The organism is Streptomyces fungicidicus, from assembly GCF_003665435.1.
Classification (GTDB): domain Bacteria; phylum Actinomycetota; class Actinomycetes; order Streptomycetales; family Streptomycetaceae; genus Streptomyces; species Streptomyces fungicidicus.
In genome coordinates, this window is the sequence record NZ_CP023407.1 from 3393447 (window position 1) to 3410786 (window position 17340).

The 17340-nt window shown below is 73.2% G+C and carries 14 protein-coding genes; 3 read left to right on the plus strand and 11 right to left on the minus strand.

The features are described 5' to 3' along the window. The first annotated feature begins 83 nt into the window (after positions 1-83). Positions 84-839 (plus strand): SIS domain-containing protein, encoded by a 756-nt coding sequence (locus tag CNQ36_RS15245; protein ID WP_121546415.1) that lies wholly within the window; start codon positions 84-86, stop codon positions 837-839. Between the two features lie 79 nt (positions 840-918). On the opposite strand, the gene CNQ36_RS15250 is transcribed toward CNQ36_RS15245, so the two are convergent. Beyond that, a complete protein-coding gene (locus CNQ36_RS15250; RefSeq protein WP_121546416.1) occupies positions 919-2313 on the minus strand; it encodes a PAS domain-containing protein in 1395 nt (464 codons plus the stop codon). A gap of 130 nt (positions 2314-2443) precedes the next feature. Next, positions 2444-3118 (minus strand): XRE family transcriptional regulator, encoded by a 675-nt coding sequence (locus CNQ36_RS15255; protein WP_121546417.1) that lies wholly within the window; start codon positions 3116-3118, stop codon positions 2444-2446. A gap of 251 nt (positions 3119-3369) precedes the next feature. Between CNQ36_RS15255 and CNQ36_RS15260 the strand changes: the two genes are divergently transcribed. Next, entirely contained in the window at positions 3370-4827 is a 1458-nt protein-coding gene (locus tag CNQ36_RS15260) for an NCS2 family permease (RefSeq protein WP_121546418.1), read from the plus strand. A gap of 340 nt (positions 4828-5167) precedes the next feature. On the opposite strand, the gene CNQ36_RS15265 is transcribed toward CNQ36_RS15260, so the two are convergent. Next, on the minus strand, positions 5168-6268 hold the full coding sequence (locus tag CNQ36_RS15265) for a citrate synthase 2 (protein ID WP_121546419.1): 1101 nt from the start codon (positions 6266-6268) through the stop codon (positions 5168-5170). Positions 6269-6541: 273 nt separating this feature from the next. Here CNQ36_RS15265 and pdxH point away from each other — a divergent pair, with 273 nt between their 5' ends. Continuing rightward, positions 6542-7228 (plus strand): pyridoxamine 5'-phosphate oxidase, encoded by a 687-nt coding sequence (gene pdxH / locus CNQ36_RS15270; protein ID WP_121548470.1) that lies wholly within the window; start codon positions 6542-6544, stop codon positions 7226-7228. A gap of 9 nt (positions 7229-7237) precedes the next feature. Here the strand turns inward: pdxH and CNQ36_RS15275 are convergent, their stop codons facing one another. From CNQ36_RS15275 to CNQ36_RS15310, 8 genes are all read right to left on the minus strand, one after another. After that, positions 7238-7852: a TetR/AcrR family transcriptional regulator gene (locus tag CNQ36_RS15275; RefSeq protein WP_121546420.1), complete on the minus strand. Its 615-nt coding sequence runs from the start codon at positions 7850-7852 to the stop codon at positions 7238-7240. Continuing rightward, entirely contained in the window at positions 7840-8574 is a 735-nt protein-coding gene (locus CNQ36_RS15280) for an enoyl-CoA hydratase family protein (RefSeq protein WP_121546421.1), read from the minus strand. Before CNQ36_RS15280 ends, CNQ36_RS15275 begins: the two co-directional genes overlap by 13 nt. Continuing rightward, complete coding sequence (locus CNQ36_RS15285; protein ID WP_121546422.1) at positions 8571-10151, minus strand: 4-coumarate--CoA ligase family protein; 1581 nt, start codon at positions 10149-10151, stop codon at positions 8571-8573. Before CNQ36_RS15285 ends, CNQ36_RS15280 begins: the two co-directional genes overlap by 4 nt. A 29-nt stretch (positions 10152-10180) precedes the next feature. Then, on the minus strand, positions 10181-11344 hold the full coding sequence (locus tag CNQ36_RS15290; RefSeq protein WP_121546423.1) for an acyl-CoA dehydrogenase family protein: 1164 nt from the start codon (positions 11342-11344) through the stop codon (positions 10181-10183). A gap of 75 nt (positions 11345-11419) precedes the next feature. Next, positions 11420-13264, minus strand: a complete 1845-nt coding sequence (locus CNQ36_RS15295) for an acetyl/propionyl/methylcrotonyl-CoA carboxylase subunit alpha (protein WP_121546424.1) — start codon at positions 13262-13264, stop codon at positions 11420-11422. Positions 13265-13269: 5 nt separating this feature from the next. Continuing rightward, positions 13270-14868: an acyl-CoA carboxylase subunit beta gene (locus CNQ36_RS15300; protein ID WP_121546425.1), complete on the minus strand. Its 1599-nt coding sequence runs from the start codon at positions 14866-14868 to the stop codon at positions 13270-13272. Then, complete coding sequence (locus CNQ36_RS15305) at positions 14865-16541, minus strand: acyclic terpene utilization AtuA family protein (RefSeq protein WP_121546426.1); 1677 nt, start codon at positions 16539-16541, stop codon at positions 14865-14867. The genes CNQ36_RS15300 and CNQ36_RS15305 overlap by 4 nt, the downstream gene beginning before the upstream one ends. Then, on the minus strand, positions 16538-17332 hold the full coding sequence (locus CNQ36_RS15310; protein ID WP_121546427.1) for a TIGR03084 family metal-binding protein: 795 nt from the start codon (positions 17330-17332) through the stop codon (positions 16538-16540). The genes CNQ36_RS15305 and CNQ36_RS15310 overlap by 4 nt, the downstream gene beginning before the upstream one ends. Between the last annotated feature and the right edge of the window lie 8 nt (positions 17333-17340).

Genomic DNA, 17340 nt, shown 5'->3' on the forward strand with positions numbered 1-17340 from the left:
CCACGCCATCGGGCGCTGTATTGACACGGCACTGGTCCAGACCGCACGGTGATCCGCAACACTCCTCCGCGAAGGGATGCCGCATGAGCGACCGCACGCCGGCCGGTCAGTTCCTGGACGCCGCGATCGACCTGCTGCAGCGGATCCGCGACGAGGAGGCCGGGCCCGTCGCGGCCGCCGGCACGCTGCTGGCCGACACGGTCGCGGACGGCGGCCGTCTCTTCGCCTTCGGCGCGGGGCACTCCTCGCTCGCGGCGCAGGACCTCGTCTACCGGGCGGGCGGGCTCGCCCTGATGAACCTGCTCACGGTGCCGGGGGTCGTCGGCGTCGACGTACGGCCGGCCACGCTGGGCTCCGCCCTGGAGCGGGTCGACGGGCTCGCGGGCGTCGTGCTGGAGTCCTCACCGCTGCGCGCCGGCGACGCGCTGATCGTCGTCTCCCTGTCCGGGCGCAACGCGCTGCCCGTGGAGATGGCGGTGAAGGCCCGCGAGCTGGGCGTGAAGGTGATCGGCGTGACCTCGGTGGCGTACGCGGCGCAGACCACGTCCCGGCACTCGTCGGGGACCTTCCTCAAGGACCACTGCGATGTCGTCCTGGACTCCCGGATCGCGGTCGGCGACGCGGAGCTGACGCTCGACAGCGTCCCGGCGCCGTTCGCCCCCGCCTCCACGGTGGCCACCACGGCGCTGCTGCAGGCCGTCGTGGCCACGGCGGCGGCCGTCCTCGCCGACCGGGGCATCGAGCCGCCGCTGCTGCGCTCCGGCAACGTGGACGGCGGCCACGAGTGGAACGCCCGCGTCATGGACCGCTACGCGGACCGGATCTTCTACCGCCACTGACCCGGAGGCCCGGAAGGGCTGGAATCAGCCCCTCCGGCGGGTGAGGAGCGGGGTCCCGGGGCAGCCCTCCCGGTCGGGTTCAGTGGTCCCGGGGCACCAGGGCCGACAGGTCGAGGGCCGACGCGATGTGGGCCGCCACATCCTCCGCGTACATGGCGTCGGACCGTTCGAACGCGTTCCGCCCCGCCGCCCGCAGAAACGTCACGGCACCCAGCGTGCGCCCCCGGCTCCGCAGCACCGTGCACAGCGCGTGCACCGCGTCCGCCGGCCACTGCCGGGACAGCGCCCACGCCCGCGCCGCCTCCGCCCCCATGGAGCCGACACCGGCCCGCACCGTCCCGGCGCGCTCCACGCACTGCACCGCCGGATGCCCCTCGCCGTACCGCACCGGCAGCCCCGCGCGGCCGGCCAGCCTGCTCGGGCCCGGCGCGCCGGACGGGGTGGCCGCGATCCGCACCAGCCGGACCCGGTCGGCGTCCTCCCCGCCGTCGGCCACCCGGTCGATCAGCGCGTGGTCGGCGAACCCGGCGAGCGCGAAGTCCAGGTGCACCGTCGCCGCCTCGGCCGGGTCCTCGCACTCCGCCGCCGCGCGCGCCGCGCGGTGCAGCTGCTGCGCGCGGAACCGCAGCAGCGCCGCCTCCTGCTCGCCCTGCCGGGACTCGGTCACGTCCTGGAACAGCCAGCCGACGCCGAGCGGCACCGGCTCCTCCGCGAGCGGCGACGCCAGCCGCACGAACCCGCTGCGCCAGCACCGGCGCCGCTCGCCCTCCGGCGTGCGCACGCTCACCCACAGCTCGGCGGGCGCGGGCGGCGCGCCCTCCGCGAGGACGTGGGTGAGCGCGCTCTCCAGTTCCTCCACGCCCTGCGCGAGCAGCTCCCCCAGCGGCCGCCCCAGTACGGACGTCCGCCCCGCGCCCAGCGCCCGCGCGGCGTGCGCGTTCACCACGGCGGGCCGCAGATCGGCGTCGACCAGGACGACGCCCCAGCTGGCGTCCTCCAGCAGCGCCTCGCTCAGCGCGATCGACCGCTCCAGGTCGATCTGGGCGTGCACCTCGCTGAACGCGCAGTAGATCCCCGCCGGCTTGCCGTCCGGCCCGCGCACGGCCGCGGACTGGGTCCGCACCAGCACCCGGCCGCCGTCCTTGGTCAGCAGCGCGAACTCGTTGACCTGCCGGCCCGGCGCGTCCATGGCCGCCATCAGCCGGGTCTCGACCTCCTCGGCGTCCGCGCTGCGCACCGCCCAGCCGGCGAACCCGGCCCTGCCGACCGCCTCGGCCGCGGTCCAGCCGAGGATCCGCTCCGCCTCGCGGTTCCAGTGCGTGACCGTCCCGTCCGCGTCCAGCGCGCACAGGGCGGCGTCCATGCCGTCGAGCAGCGCGGCGAGCAGATCGGAGCCGTCGGAGCCCTCCCGCCCGGGCTCGGGCTCGTCCGGCCCCAGCTCGTCGGTGGTCCCACTACGCCGGGAAGCACTCACCTGGAACCCCCTGCAGGCCGCGTCCGCACGTACGGCACGGCGGTACGCTCACTTGCAATCATTCAACTTGAACGTGACTCAGCGCACATCAAGTTCCCGCAAGATTGAGTGAATCGTTGCGCGCCGGGGCTCAGCCGCCTTCTAACCGCGTCCAGAAGTGGTGGACGATCTCGTCGAGGTAGCGCTTCCCGTTCTCGGCGGCGTCGACGCCGCCGGCCCGGCTGAGGGTGGCCGCCATGAGTGTCTGGTACTCGTCGTGCATGGCGCGCAGCGTGCTCTTGAGCTCCTTCTTGTCGAGGGAGACGAGGTTCGCGATCTCGCGGATGTGCGCCTGCCACCGGGTGGAGACGGCCTCGGTGAGCAGCCGGGCGAGTTCCTCCTCGCCGCCGGTGATGGAGAGCAGGGCCCGCGGGGGGAGCTCGAGGGCGGCTCCGAGGAGGGCCGACTCCCGTCGGCCGCCGGTCCAGCGGCTGTGCTCCTCCATGGCGAGGTAGTCGTGGAGGGGGATGCCGGTGGCGCGGGCGACGTCCTCAGGGGCGATGCCGCGGGCGATGCGGTGTTCCCGCAGGGTGCGGGGGGCGCCCATGAGGTCGCGGGGGGCGCACCACAGCGCGCCGGCCAGGGCGGTCAGTTCATGGGCGCCGGGGACGGCCAGGCCGCGTTCCCAGGCCGTGATGTGGTCGGGGGTGATGTGGGACATTCCGTAGGAGGCGCGCATGCCGTAGGCGACGTGGCCGGGAGCCATCCCGACTTTCTCGCGCAGGATGCGTGCGGCGCGTGCGCTGAAGGGGAGTGGAGGATGCACGCTGCGAGAGTAGGGAGCGACACAGGGTGAGCACCATGGCCGCTGTCGCCTGCATCCCGTTATGGCGGGAAGGTCGCCGCTGATTCTGTAGGAAGCAACGGAGATCATTGCGCTCGCAACTTCCTTTTCCTGCAGTGCTATTGACCTTCCGGCACGGCTCCGTAGGATCTCCGCTCGCAGGCCGCCGCGCGTGTGACCGCGTACCGATTGCCAAGCTCTCCGGCGGCATCGTCGTGCACCCTCCCCCGCGTATGCCCAGGAGACACCCCTTGCAGACCAAGACGACCGGCCAGGCCGACCCCGCACCCCCCAGAGCCGGCGGCCTCGACAAGTTCTTCCGTATCAGTGAACGCGGCTCGACCTACGCTCGTGAGATACGCGGTGGATTCGCGACGTTCTTCACCATGGCGTACATCCTGGTGCTGAACCCGATCATCCTGGGCAACACCGAGGACAAGTTCGGCGACAAGCTCGACGCCGCCCAGCTGGCGACCGCCACGACGCTGGTGGCCGCCGTGATGACCATCATCATGGGCGTGGCCGGCAACCTCCCGCTCGCCCTGGCCGCGGGCCTGGGCCTGAACGCCGTCGTCGCCTTCCAGATCGCCCCCCAGATGGGCTGGGACGACGCGATGGGGCTGGTCGTCCTCGAGGGTCTGCTGATCTGCGTCCTGGTGCTGACCGGTCTGCGCGAGGCCGTCATGCACGCCATCCCCCAGCCGCTGAAACAGGCGATCAGCGTCGGCATCGGCATGTTCATCGCGTTCATCGGCTTCGTGGACTCCGGTTTCGTCACCCGCATCCCGGACGCGGCCAACACCACGGTGCCCGTCCAGCTCGGCACCGGCAGCCTCACCGGCTGGCCGATGCTGGTGTTCTGCCTCGGTGTGCTGCTGACGGTCGTCCTCATGGCCCGCCAGGTGCAGGGCGCCATCCTGATCAGCATCGTGGCGATGACCGTCCTCTCCGTCATCATCAACCAGCTCGCCGACGTCGAGTCCTGGGGCCTGACCGCGCCGGAACTGCCCGACACGGCCGTCGCGGCCCCCGACTTCGGGCTGCTCGGACAGTTCGACCTGTTCGGCTCGTTCGGCCAGATCAGCGTGCTCACCGTGGTCCTGCTGGTCTTCACGCTCATCCTGTCGGACTTCTTCGACACCATGGGCACCGTCGTCGGCGTCACCGCCGAGGCCGGTCTGCTCGACGAGCGCGGCCAGGTCCCCGGTCTCGGGCGCGTCCTGTTCATCGACAGCGCCGCGGCCGTCGCGGGCGGCGCGGCCTCCTCCTCGTCCGCCACGACCTACATCGAGTCCGCCGCCGGTGTCGGCGAGGGCGCCCGGACCGGCTTCGCCAACCTCGTCACCGGCGGTCTGTTCACGCTCGCCCTCTTCTTCACCCCGGTGCTGACCATCGTGCCGATGCAGGCCGCCTCCCCCGCCCTGATCGCGGTGGGCTTCCTGATGATGACGCAGGTCAGGCACATCGACTGGAACCGCTACGACCTCGCCGTCCCCGCGTTCCTGACCATCGTCGTCATGCCGTTCACCTACTCCATCAGCAACGGCATCGGCGCCGGCTTCATCGCCTACGTGGTCATCAAGGCCTGCCTGGGCAAGGCCCGGGAGGTGCACTGGCTGCTCTGGGGCACCGCGGCGCTCTTCCTCGCCTACTTCGCGATCGAGCCGGTGAAGGAGCTCCTGGGCATCTGACCCGGGCGGATCTCCTCCGGAGGGGCCGTCCGGAAAAAAGTGGTTGATCCGGCGGCGATCGCTTCCTAGGGTGGCGGTACTTCGGAAAGGAGGTGGTTCGGCAGATGTATGCACACCGGACGGAAGAGGTGGCTGCGGGCTAGTGGCCCGTCGCCGTACTCGGTTCGGCGCCGGACCGGCGTGTGAGTGATACACGCAACCGGCCCCATCCCAACGCAGTCACCCGACCCGCGAGTCGCCGGTACGTCCGGCCGGCTCCTCCCCAGGGAGGAACCAGACTCGCGGGTCGTCTGCGTTGCCGGGCCCGGCGGGTCGCGCGGGCCCGGCGGACTCGGCGGACTCAGCGGGCGATGTCCGCGTAACCCTCGATCTCGCGCGGGTCGCGGGTGCCCGGGCCGACGTAGCGGGCCGACGGGCGGACCAGACGGCCGGTGCGCTTCTGCTCCAGGATGTGCGCCGACCAGCCCGCCGTACGGGCGCAGGTGAACATCGACGTGAACATGTGCGCCGGTACCTCGGCGAAGTCCAGCACGATGGCCGCCCAGAACTCCACGTTGGTGGCGAGCACCCGGTCGGGGCGGCGGGCGTGCAGCTCGGTCAGCGCGGCCTTCTCCAGCGCCTCGGCGACCTCGAAGCGCGGGGCGCCCAGCTCACGGGCGGTGCGGCGCAGCACGCGGGCGCGGGGGTCCTCCGCGCGGTAGACGCGGTGCCCGAAGCCCATGAGGCGTTCGCCCTTGTCCAGGGCCTGCTTGACGTACGCCTCGGCGTCCCCGGTGCGCTCGATCTCCTCGATCATGTGCAGCACGCGCGAGGGGGCGCCGCCGTGCAGCGGTCCCGACATGGCGCCGACGGCTCCCGAGAGGGCCGCCGCCACGTCCGCGCCGGTCGAGGCGATGACCCGCGCGGTGAACGTGGAGGCGTTCATGCCGTGCTCGGCGGCCGACGTCCAGTACGCGTCGACGGCGGCGACGTGCTTCGGGTCGGGCTCGCCGCGCCAGCGGATCATGAAGCGCTCGACTATGGACTCGGCCTTGTCGATCTCGCTCTGCGGCACCATGGGCAGACCCTGGCCGCGCGCGGACTGGGCGACGTAGGACAGCGCCATGACGGCGGCGCGCGCGAGGTCGTCGCGGGCCCGCTCGGCATCGATGTCGAGGAGCGGTTTCAGACCCCACACCGGGGCCAGCATGGCCAGCGCGGACTGCACGTCGACACGGATGTCACCGGAGTGCACGGGGATGGGGAACGGCTCGGCCGGCGGCAGTCCGGGGTTGAACGCCCCGTCGACGAGCAGCCCCCAGACGTTGCCGAAGGAGACGTGACCGACCAGGTCCTCGATGTCGACGCCCCGGTACCGCAGGGCGCCGCCCTCCTTGTCCGGTTCGGCGATCTCCGTCTCGAACGCGACGACTCCTTCGAGCCCGGGTACGAAGTCGGACATCTGGCGGCTCCTTGTGAGGTGGGTGACAGATGGTGTTGTGGGGTGGGACGACCATGTGTCGGCAGTCGGCAGAAGCTGGGCGCGCGTCCGGTGGATCCACGGTCCGTTCGAACGGGCTCGCGGTCCGGGACGTCACCCCTGTGATGCCCGGCTGGCGGTCACCCAACCGGATCAGTGACAGCACGATATCCCCGAGTGCCATCTTTGGGGAGGGTCCGCGGCACTCAGTGCCACCACGTGACGAAGGACACCGAGCCCCCGGGCGCCGCGCCCATGCGGCAGGATGACGGCGTGACCGATCGAGACGCCGCCCCCTTCGATCTCGCCTCGATGCGCAAGCAGTACCGGACCGAGGGGCTCTCCGAGACCGACCTGGCCGCCACGCCCGTCGAGCAGTTCGCCCGGTGGTTCAAGCAGGCCGCGACCGACGGCGGCCTCTTCGAGCCGAACGCCGTGATCGTCTCGACGGCGGACGCGGAGGGAAGGCCCAGCTCACGCACGGTGCTGCTGAAGCACTTCGACGACGACGGGTTCGTCTTCTACACGAACTACGACTCCCGCAAGGGCCGCGATCTGGCGGCGAACCCGCACGTCTCGCTGCTGTTCCCGTGGCACCCGATGGCCCGGCAGGTCATCGTCACCGGCACCGCCCGCCGCACCGGCCGCGACGAGACGGCGGCCTACTTCCGCACCCGGCCGCACGGCTCCCAGCTCGGCGCGTGGGCCAGCGGCCAGTCCTCGGTGATCGCCGGCCGCGCGGAGCTCGACGCCTCCTACGCCGACCTGGCGGCCCGCTACCCGGAGCACGAGCGGGTGCCGGTGCCACCCCACTGGGGCGGCTTCCGGGTGGTCCCGGAAACGGTGGAGTTCTGGCAGGGCCGGGAGAACCGCCTCCACGACCGCCTGCGCTACGTCGCGCGGCCGGACGGGGGCTGGCGAGTGGAACGCCTCAGCCCGTGAGCCGTGCGCTCACCCCAGCGCCTCGTCCAGCAGGGTCGCCCACTGGGACACCACGCGGTCGCGGCGGGCCCGGTCGTCGGTGAGGAGGGTGGCGAGACCCAGGCCCCGGGCCATGTCGAGGAGGCCCTGGACGGTCTCGCGGACGCCGGGGCGGGACTCGTCGGCGCCGAGGAGTTCCACGGCCGCGCGGTGCGACTCGCGGCCGACGCGCAGTTCCAGCTCGGTCACCCGCGGGCGCAGCTGCTCCTCGTTGGAGGCGGCGACCCACAGGTGGAGCGCCGCCCGGAAGACGGGCCCGGTGTAGAGGTCGACGAGGGCCGTGATCACCGCGCGGCGGTCGCCGGCCGCGGCGCCCTCCGGGAAGAGGGCGCGCAGGGCGGTGGAGCGCTCCTCGGCGACGTACTCGACGGCGGCCGTGAAGAGGTCCTCGCGGGTCGGGAAGTGGTGCTGGGCCGCTCCCCGGGAGACGCCCGCGCGTTCGGCGACGACGGAGACCGTGGAGCCCGCCCAGCCGTGCTCGGCGAGGCAGGCCACGGCGGCCTCCAGGAGCCGCTGCCGGGTGGCCCGGCTGCGGTCCTGCTTGGGGACTCGTTCCGCACGGTCGGCCGTGCTCACACCACCCATTCCGGATCCCGTCGTTCGAGGAAGGCCGTCATTCCCTCGCGCGCGTGGGCGGAGGCGAAGAGGCGGGCCGAGAGCGCGGTCAGGGCGGCCGCGTCCCGGTCGAAGGTCTCCAGCACCCTAGCCGTGAGCAGCCGTTTCGTCTCGGCCAGGGCTTCGGGGGCGGATCTGCGCAGTCCGTCGAGGATCGGTGCGAGGACCTCGTCCACGTCGTCGCCGGCGGCGGTGAGCAGGCCGATGCGGACGGCCTCCGCGGTGTCCAGGCGTTCCCCGGTGAGGTAGTAGCGGGCCAGCGCGCGCGGGTCGGTGCGGGGCAGCAGCGGCAGCGAGATGACGGCCGGCGCGACCCCGATGCGGACCTCGGTGAAGGCGAACGTCGCCGCGCGGGAGGCGACGGAGACGTCACAGGCGGCGAGCAGCCCGAGCCCGCCCGCGCGGACGTGCCCGGTGACCCGCGCGACGACGGGTTTCGGCAGCTCGACGATCCCCCGCAGCAGACCCACCAGCGCGTCGGGCGCGGGCGGGTCGCGCAGGTCCGCGCCCGCGCTGAAGGTGTTGCCGGTGTGGGTGAGCACCACCGCGCGGACCCCGGGGTCCTCGCCCGCTTCGTCCAGCGCGCCGGCCAGTTCGCCCACGAGGGCGGCGGACAGGGCGTTGCGGCGCTCCGGGGCGTCGAGGGAGAGCGTCTCGACGCCCCGTGCGCGCGTGCGGCCGATCAGGGTCACGAGGGCTCCTCGTGCGCCGCGCGGAGCTCCCGGCGCAGGATCTTTCCGGAGGCGGCGCGCGGGACGCCGTCGATGAAGGTGACGCGCCGGACCCGTTTGTACGGGGCGACGCGTTCGGCGACGTACATCATGATCTCGCCCTCGGCGAGCGCGGGGGCGGACGGCTGGCGGACGACGTGGGCGTGCGGTATCTCGTTGCCGTCCTCGTCGTGGTCGCCGACGACTGCGGCGTCGGCGACGCCCGGGTGGGTGAGGAGCAGCGCCTCCAGTTCGGCGGGGGCGACCTGGAAGCCCTTGTACTTGATGAGTTCCTTCACCCGGTCGACGACGAAAAGCCAGCCCGCCCCGTCGACGTGCCCGACGTCCCCGGTGTGCAGCCAGCCGTCCTCGTCGATCATCGCGGCGGTGGCGTCGGGGCGGCCGAGGTAGCCCTTCATGACCTGGGGGCCGCGGATGAGGATCTCGCCGGACTCGCCGGGGCCGAGGTCCTTGCCGGGGTCGTCGAGGGAGACGATCCGCATCCCGGTGCCGGCGATGAGCTTGCCGACGGTGCCGGGGGGCGCCTCGTTCATGGCGTCCAGCGGGACGACATGGGTGCCCGGCGACAGTTCCGTCATGCCGTACGCCTGCCCGACCGGCGGCAGCCCCAGCCGGCGCGAGCAGGCGGCGGCGAGGTGCGCGTCCAGCGGCGCGGCGGCGCTGACGACGTACTTCAGCGAGCTCAGGTCGTAGCGGGCGACCAGCGGGTGCTTGGCGAGGGCCAGGACGATCGGCGGGGCCACGTACAGGCTGGTGATGCGGTGGTTCTGGATGGCCGCGAGGAAGGTCTCCAGGTCGAAGCGGGGCAGGACGACGACGGTGGCGCCCTGGCGCAGGGGCGCGTTCATCAGGGCGGTCAGGCCGTAAATGTGGAAGAACGGGAGCACGGCGAGGATGCGGTCGCCGGGCCCTGCCGTGATGGACGGCTGGAGCTGGGCGAGGTTGGTGGCGATCTGCCGGTGGGTGAGCATCACGCCCTTGGGGACGCCGGTGGTGCCGGAGGAGTACGGCAGCGCGGCGACGTCCTCGGCCGGGTCGATGTCCACGACCGGCTCGGGGGCGGTGGAGGCCAGCATGTCGATCAGGGAGCGGTGTCCCGGCGCGCTGTCGCAGACGAGGATCTCCTCGACGCCGCCGGCGAGTTCGGCGGCCCTGCGCGCGGTGTCCAGCAGCGGCGAGACCGTGATGACCCAGCGGGCCGCGCAGTCCTTCAGCTGTTTGCCGAACTCCTCCGCGGTGGCGAGCGGATGCACGGTGGTGACGGAGGCGCCCGCGCGGGTGGCCGCGTAGAAGGCGAGGGGGAAGGCGACCGTGTTGGGGCTGTGCAGGGCGACCACGTCGCCCTTGCGCACGCCCGCCTCGGCGAGGGCGGCGGCGACCCGCCGGTGGAAGCGGTCCACCTGCTCGTAGGTGAGGGTGGTGCCGTCGGTGCCGTCGATCAGCGCCGGGGAGCTACCGAACTCGGCGGCCCGGGCCAGTACGGCCTCGTGGATGGGGAGTTCGACGGGTGGGACGTCTGCGTACTCGCTGCGGAACATGGTTCCTCCAAGACTGCCGGTGAGGCGTCCTAGTACGACTTGGGAAGGCCCAGGGTCTGGTGGGAGACGTAGTTGAGAATCATCTCCCGGCTCACCGGGGCGATACGAGACACGCGCGCGGCGGTTATCAGCGAGGCGAGCCCGTACTCGCGGGTGAGGCCGTTGCCGCCGAGGGTGTGCACCGCCTGGTCGACGGCCTTCACACAGGCCTCCCCCGCCGCGTACTTGGCCATGTTGGCGGCCTCGCCGGCGCCGATGTCGTCACCGGCGTCGCACAGGTGGGCGGCCTTCTGCATCATCAAGCGGGCCAGCTCCAGTTCGATGTGCGCCTGGGCGAGGGGGTGGGCGATGGCCTGGTGGGCGCCGATGGGGACCTTCCAGACGGTGCGCTCGCGGGCGTACTCGACGGCCCTGGCGAGGGCGTACCGGCCCATGCCGATGGCGAAGGCGGCGCCCATGATGCGCTCGGGGTTGAGGCCGGCGAACAGTTGCAGCAGGCCCGCGTCCTCCTCGCCGACCAGGGCCCCGGCGGGCAGCCGCACGTCGTCGAGGACCAGCTCGAACTGCCGCTCGGAGGCCTGGAGTTCCATGTCGATGGCGTGGCGCTGGAAGCCGTCGGTGTCGCGCGGGACGATGAACAGACAGGGCTTGAGGTTCCCGGTGCGGGCGTCCTCGGTCCGGCCGACGACGAGCGTGGCGTCGGCGGTGTCCACCCCGGAGACGAACACCTTGCGGCCGGTGAGCAGCCAGTCGCCACTGGCCGGGTCGCGCCGGGCGGTGGTGGTGATGCGGTGCGAGTTGGAGCCGGCGTCGGGTTCGGTGATGCCGAAGGCCATGGTGCGGGTGCCGTCGGCGAGGGCGGGCAGCCATTCCCGCTTCTGCTCCCCGGTGCCGAAGCGGGCGATGACGGTGCCGCAGATCGCCGGGGAGACGACCAGCATCAGCAGGGGGCAGCCGGCGGCGCCCAGTTCCTCGAGCACGATGGAGAGTTCGGAGACGCCGCCGCCCCCGCCGCCGTACTCCTCCGGGAGGTTGACGCCGAGGTAGCCGAGTTCGGCGGCCTCCGCCCAGAGTTCGGCGGGGTGCCGGCCGGAGGAGACGGCGTTGGTGAGGTAGTCGCGGCCGTACTTGGCGCCCAGGGCGGCGACGGCCGCGCGGAGGGCCTTGTGCTCTTCGGATTCGATGACGGGCATGACGCTCCTAGAGGGGAGGGGCTGCGGTCGTCGGGAGGGTGCGGGTTCGTTGGGGGTTCTCGCGCCCACGGGGTGCTAGGGCGTTGCCTCGACGACGGCCAGGAGGGTGCCGGGCTCCACCTGCTGGCCGGGGGTCGCGTGGAGGGCGGTCAGCGTTCCCGTCGCCGGGGCGGTGATGCTGTGCTGCATCTTCATGGCCTCCAGCCACAGCAGGGGCTGTCCGGCCTCCACCGCGGCTCCCTCGGTCAGGCCCTCGGCGACGCGGACGACGGTGCCCGGCATGGGGGCCAGCAGGGAGCCGGGGGCGTGCCGGGCGGTGGCGTCGGGGAAGCGGGGCAGGGCGGTGAGGGCGGTGGCGCCCACGTACACGCGGTCGCCGTAGCGGCCGACCTCGAACCTGCGGCGTACGCCGTCCACGTCCAGGATCACCAGCCCCGCGTCGGCGTGCACCACCCGCACGCCCTCGGCCGCGAGGCCCCCGCGGGTGTGCCGGTAGCGGACCTCGTGTTCCTCGCCCCCCATGGCGTACCGCTTGACCTGCGGCTGGGAGGCGACGTTGCGCCAGCCGCCGAAGCGGGAGCGGCCGTGGGCGTCGGCGAGGGCCGCGGCGAGCGGGGCGTACGGGTCGGGGGCCGGGGTGGTCAGTTCGGGCAGGTGACGGTCGTAGAAGCCGGTGTCCGTCCGGGCCTCGGCGAACTCCTTGTGGCGCAGGGAGCGGACGAGGAGGTCCCGGTTGGTGACCGGGCCGTGGATCACCGCGCGGTCCAGGGCGGAGGCCAGCTTGCGGACCGCCTCCGCGCGGGTGGGCGCGTGGGCGACGACCTTGGCGAGCAGGGGGTCGTAGTGGACGCCGATGTCATCGCCGTCCGTGTAGCCGGTGTCCAGGCGTACGGCGTCGGGGACGGCCAGGCGGTGCAGGCGGCCGGTCTGCGGGGCCCAGTCGTGGGCGGGGTCCTCGGCGTAGAGGCGGGCCTCGACGGCGTGGCCGCGGGCGCGCGGCGGGTCGCCGTCCAGGGCGTGGCCCTCGGCGACCCGGATCTGCTCGGCGACCAGGTCGAGGCCGAACACGGCCTCGGTGACCGGGTGTTCCACCTGGAGGCGGGTGTTCATCTCCAGGAAGTGCGCCCGGTCGTCGGCGACCAGGAACTCCACGGTGCCGGCGCCGACGTAGGAGACGGCCCGCGCGGCGCGCACGGCGAGTGCGTGGAGCTCCTCGGTGAGCCGTGCGGTCAGTCCGGGGGCGGGGGCCTCCTCGATCACCTTCTGGTGGCGGCGCTGCAGGGAGCAGTCGCGGGTGCCGAGCGCCCACACCGTGCCGTGGGTGTCGGCGAGCACCTGCACCTCGATGTGCCGTCCGCCCTCCACATAGGGCTCGGTGAAGACCTCGCCGTCGCCGAAGGCGCTCGCGGCCTCCGCGCGGGCGGCGGCCAGCGCGCCGTCGAGGTCCGCGAGGCGCCGTACGACGCGCATGCCGCGCCCGCCGCCGCCCGCCGCCGCCTTCACCAGCACCGGCAGGTCGGCCTCGGTGACCTCGCGCAGGGGCGCGATGCCCATCAGCTCCTTGGCGCGCGTCTTGGACGCCATCGCCTCGATCGCCTCCGGGGGCGGTCCGATCCACACCAGTCCGGCGTCCTGAACGGCCCGCGCGAAGCCGGCGTTCTCGGAGAGGAAGCCGTAGCCGGGGTGCACCGCGTCCGCCCCGGCCGCCAGGGCGGCCTTCACGATCAGGTCGCCGCGCAGATAGGTGTCGGCGGGCGCGGCTCCCGGGAGTCGTACCGCCGTGTCCGCCGTGCGGGCGTGCAGGGCGTTCCCGTCGGCGTCGGAGTGCACGGCGACCGTGCGGATTCCCAGCTCGTGGCAGGTGCGGACGATGCGGCAGGCGATCTCGCCCCGGTTCGCCACCAGTACGGAAGTAATCATGGGCCTCACATCCGGAAGACGCCGAAGCCGCCGCGCGCGCCCTCGTAGGGGGCGGTGTGCAGGGCGGACAGGCACAGGCCGAGGACGGTGCGGGTGTCGCGCGGGTCGATGACGCCGTCGTCGTACAGCCGCCCGGACAGGAACATGGGCAGCGACTCGGACTCGATCTGCTGCTCCACCATGGCGCGCAGCGCCGCGTCCGCCTCGTCGTCGTAGGGGTGTCCCTTCGCGGCCGCCGACTGCCGGGCGACGATGGACAGCACGCCGGCGAGCTGCTGCGGGCCCATCACCGCGGACTTGGCGCTGGGCCAGGCGAACAGGAAGCGCGGGTCGTACGCCCTCCCGCACATGCCGTAGTGGCCGGCGCCGTAGGAGGCGCCGATGAGGACGGAGAGGTGGGGGACGCGGGAGTTGCTGACCGCGTTGATCATCATCGCGCCGTGCTTGATGATGCCGCCCTGCTCGTACTCCCTGCCCACCATGTAGCCGGTGGTGTTGTGCAGGAACAGCAGCGGGATGTCGCGCTGGTTGGCGAGCTGGATGAACTGGGCGGCCTTCTGGGACTCCTCGCTGAAGAGGACCCCCCGGGCGTTGGCGAGGATGCCGACGGGATAGCCGTGCAGGGCGGCCCAGCCGGTGGTGAGGCTGGTGCCGTAGAGGGGTTTGAACTCGTCGAAGTCGGAGGCGTCGACGATCCGGGCGATGACCTCGCGCGGGTCGAAGGGGGTCCTAAGGTCGCCGGGGACGATGCCGAGGAGTTCGTCCTCGTCGTACTCGGGGGGCGCGGCAGGTCCCGGATCCGGGTACGCCTTGCGGTGGTTGAGGCGGGCGACGACCCGGCGGGCCTGGCGGAGCGCGTCCCGCTCGTCGACGGCGAAGTGGTCGGCGAGGCCCGAGACGCGCGCGTGCATCTCGGCGCCGCCGAGGGACTCGTCGTCGCTCTCCTCCCCGGTCGCCATCTTCACCAGCGGCGGGCCGCCGAGGAACACCTTCGCCCGCTCCCTGACCATGATCGTGTGGTCGGACATGCCGGGGACGTACGCGCCGCCCGCCGTGGAGTTGCCGAAGACGACGGCGATCGTGGGGATGCCGGCCGCCGAGAGCCGGGTCAGGTCGCGGAAAATGGCGCCGCCCGGGATGAAGATCTCCTTCTGGGAGGGCAGGTCTGCGCCGCCGGACTCGACGAGGCTGATCACGGGCAGCCGGTTGGCGAGCGCGATGTCGTTGGCGCGCAGCGCCTTCTTCAGGCTCCAGGGGTTGCTGGCGCCGCCGCGCACGGTCGGGTCGTTGGCGGTGATCAGGCACTCCACGCCCTCGACGACGCCGATGCCGGTGACGAGCGAGGCGCCGACGGTGTAGTCGCTCCCCCAGGCCGCCAGCGGGGACAGCTCCAGGAAGGGCGTGTCGGGGTCGAGGAGCAGCTCGACGCGTTCGCGGGCGAGGAGCTTGCCGCGGCCCCGGTGCCGTTCGACGTACTTCTCGCCGCCGCCCGCGAGGGCCTTGGCGTGTTCGGCGTCGAGTGCGGCGAGCTTGGCGAGCATGGCGTCACGGTTGGCCCGGTGGTCGGGGCTCGTGGTGTCGAGGGCGGATGCGAGGACCGTCACAGCAGTGCCTCCGGGATGTCGAGGTGCCGGGAGCGCAGCCATTCGCCGAGCGCCTTGGCCTGCGGGTCGAAACGGGCCTGCGCGGCGACGCCCTCGCCGAGGATGCCCTCGACGAGGAAGTTCAGGGCGCGCAGGCGGGGCAGGACGTGCCGGGTGACGGGCAGCTCGCGGGCCTCCGGGATCAGCTCCCGGAACCGCTCGACGGTCAGCGCGTGGGCGAGCCACCGCCAGGCGTCGTCGGAGCGGACCCAGACGCCCACGTTGGCGTTGCCGCCCTTGTCGCCGCTGCGGGCGCCGGCGACGAGTCCGAGCGGGGCCCGTCGTGCGGGGCCGGGTGGCAGCGGCTCGGGGAGCGCGGGGGGCGGCACATCGTCGAGTACGGCGGTGTCGTGCGGCGCGTCCACGGTGACCCGGCGTCCGTCGTGGAGGACGGCCACATGGTCGACGTCACCCTGGGGGACGTACACATCCTCGAAGACCCCATAGGGGGAGCCCTTGCCCGGTGGTGCCAGCACATGGAACCCGGGGTAGCTCGCCAGCGCCAGCTCGATCGCGGCCCCGCTCAGCACCCGCCCGACCGCCTCCTGCGAGGGGTCCCGTACGACGAGCCGCAGCAGCGCGCTGGCGGTCTCCTCGGTGCCGGCGTCGGGGCGGTCGGTGCGCGCCAGCTCCCAGCGCACCCCGGCGGGCGACGACTTGGCGAGCGCCTCGCCCATCTGCTCCTTCACCAGGTCCGCCTTGGCCTCGATGTCGAGCCCGGTGAGCACGAACACGACCTCGTTGCGGAAGCCCCCGAGCCGGTTGAGCCCGACCTTGAGGGTGGGCGGCGGGGCCTCCCCGCGGACCCCTTCGACGCGCACCCGGTCGGGGCCGTCCTGGCTCAGCCGCACGGTGTCCAGCCGGGCGGTGACGTCCGGCCCGGCGTACCGGGCGCCGCCCGTCTCGTAGAGCAGCTGCGCGGTGACGGTGCCGACGTCGACGCGGCCGCCGGTGCCGGGGTGCTTGGTGATGACGCAGCTGCCGTCGGCGTGCAGCTCGGCGAGCGGGAAGCCGGGCCGCCGGAGGCCCCCGGAGTCACGGAAGAAGGCGTAGTTCCCGCCGGTGGCCTGCGTCCCGCACTCCAGCACGTGTCCCGCGACCACGGCCCCCGCGAGCCGGTCGTGGTCCGTCGCCGTCCAGCCGAAGTGGGCGGCGGCGGGACCGGTGACCAGGGCCGCGTCGGTGACCCGCCCGGTGACGACCACGTCGGCGCCGGCCCGGAGGCATTCCGCGATCCCGGCGCCGCCGAGGTAGGCGTGGGCGGCGAGGACGCCGGGGTACCGCGCGGTGAGGTCGTCGCCCTCGACGTGCGCGACCCGTACGGGGATGCCGAGCCGGCCGGCGAGGGCCCGTACGGCGTCGGCGAGTCCGGCCGGATGGAGCCCGCCGGCGTTGGTGACGATCCTGACGCCCCGCTCGTGGGCGAGGCCGAGGGTCTCCTCCAGCTGCCGCAGGAAGGTGCGGGCGTATCCGGCGGAGGGGTCCTTCAGCCGGTCCCGGGCGAGGATGAGCATGGTCAGCTCGGCGAGGTAGTCGCCGGTGAGGACGTCCACCTCGCCGCCGGTGAGCATCTCGCGCGGGGCGTCGAAGCGGTCGCCGTAGAAGCCGGAGAAGTTCCCGATGCGCAGGGTCACCGGGCGTCCTCCTCCGGCTCCCGTCCACCGCCGGGCGGCCCGGCGAAGGCCTGGGCGATGTCCAGCCAGCGGTCGGCGTCGGGGCCGTCGGCGGTCAGGGCGAGGTCCGCGCGGTGGGCGCGCTGGGTGACGAGGAGGCAGAAGTCGAGCGCGGGGCCGGTGACGCGCTGGGCCGCGTCCTCGGGGCCGTACGCCCACACCCCGCCGCCCGGTCCGGTGAGCTCGACGCGGAAGGGCTCGGCGGGCGGGGTGAGTCCGTGCACCCCGTAGGCGAAGTCCCGGGTCCGCACCCCGAGCCACGCCACATGCCTGAGCCGGTCGCTGGGTGGCCGCACCACACCGAGGGCGTCGGCCATGTCCAGACCGTGGGCCCAGGTCTCCATGAGCCGGGCGGTGGCCATAGAGGCGGCGGACATGGGCGGCCCGTACCAGGGGAACCGCGCCCCGGCCGGCGCCTCCCGCAGCGCCTTCTCCAGCGCCGCCCGCCCCTCCCGCCACCGCGCGAGCAGCTCGGCGGGCGCGGCCCGGGCGTACTCCTCGGCGCCCTCGTCCACGAAGGTGTGCGGTGCGGCGAGAGCCCGCTCCACCAGCTCGCGGAACCCGTCCGCGTCGGTGACGGCGAGCAGCGCGGAGCGGTCGGTCCAGGCGAGGTGGGCGATCTGATGGGCGACGTCCCACCCCGCGGCGGGCGTCGCCGTCCCCCACCGCCCCGCCTCCACCCCGGCCACCAGCCGGTCCAGCTCGTCGCTCTCGGCACACAGGTCGTCGATGACACGCGTCGGGTCGGCCATGAAGGGAG

Bases quoted from the DNA above. Each gene is read 5' to 3' on its own strand.
- CNQ36_RS15245 (WP_121546415.1), top strand. From the start codon at position 84: ATGAGCGACCGCACGCCGGCCGGTCAGTTCCTGGACGCCGCGATCGAC.
- CNQ36_RS15265 (WP_121546419.1), bottom strand. From the start codon at position 6,268: ATGTCCGACTTCGTACCCGGGCTCGAAGGAGTCGTCGCGTTCGAGACG.
- CNQ36_RS15295 (WP_121546424.1), bottom strand. From the start codon at position 13,264: ATGATTACTTCCGTACTGGTGGCGAACCGGGGCGAGATCGCCTGCCGC.
- CNQ36_RS15310 (WP_121546427.1), bottom strand. From the start codon at position 17,332: ATGGCCGACCCGACGCGTGTCATCGACGACCTGTGTGCCGAGAGCGAC.
- CNQ36_RS15285 (WP_121546422.1), bottom strand. From the start codon at position 10,151: ATGTTCCGCAGCGAGTACGCAGACGTCCCACCCGTCGAACTCCCCATC.
- CNQ36_RS15290 (WP_121546423.1), bottom strand. From the start codon at position 11,344: ATGCCCGTCATCGAATCCGAAGAGCACAAGGCCCTCCGCGCGGCCGTC.
- CNQ36_RS15275 (WP_121546420.1), bottom strand. From the start codon at position 7,852: ATGGGTGGTGTGAGCACGGCCGACCGTGCGGAACGAGTCCCCAAGCAG.
- pdxH (WP_121548470.1), top strand. From the start codon at position 6,542: ATGCGGCAGGATGACGGCGTGACCGATCGAGACGCCGCCCCCTTCGAT.
- CNQ36_RS15260 (WP_121546418.1), top strand. From the start codon at position 3,370: ATGCCCAGGAGACACCCCTTGCAGACCAAGACGACCGGCCAGGCCGAC.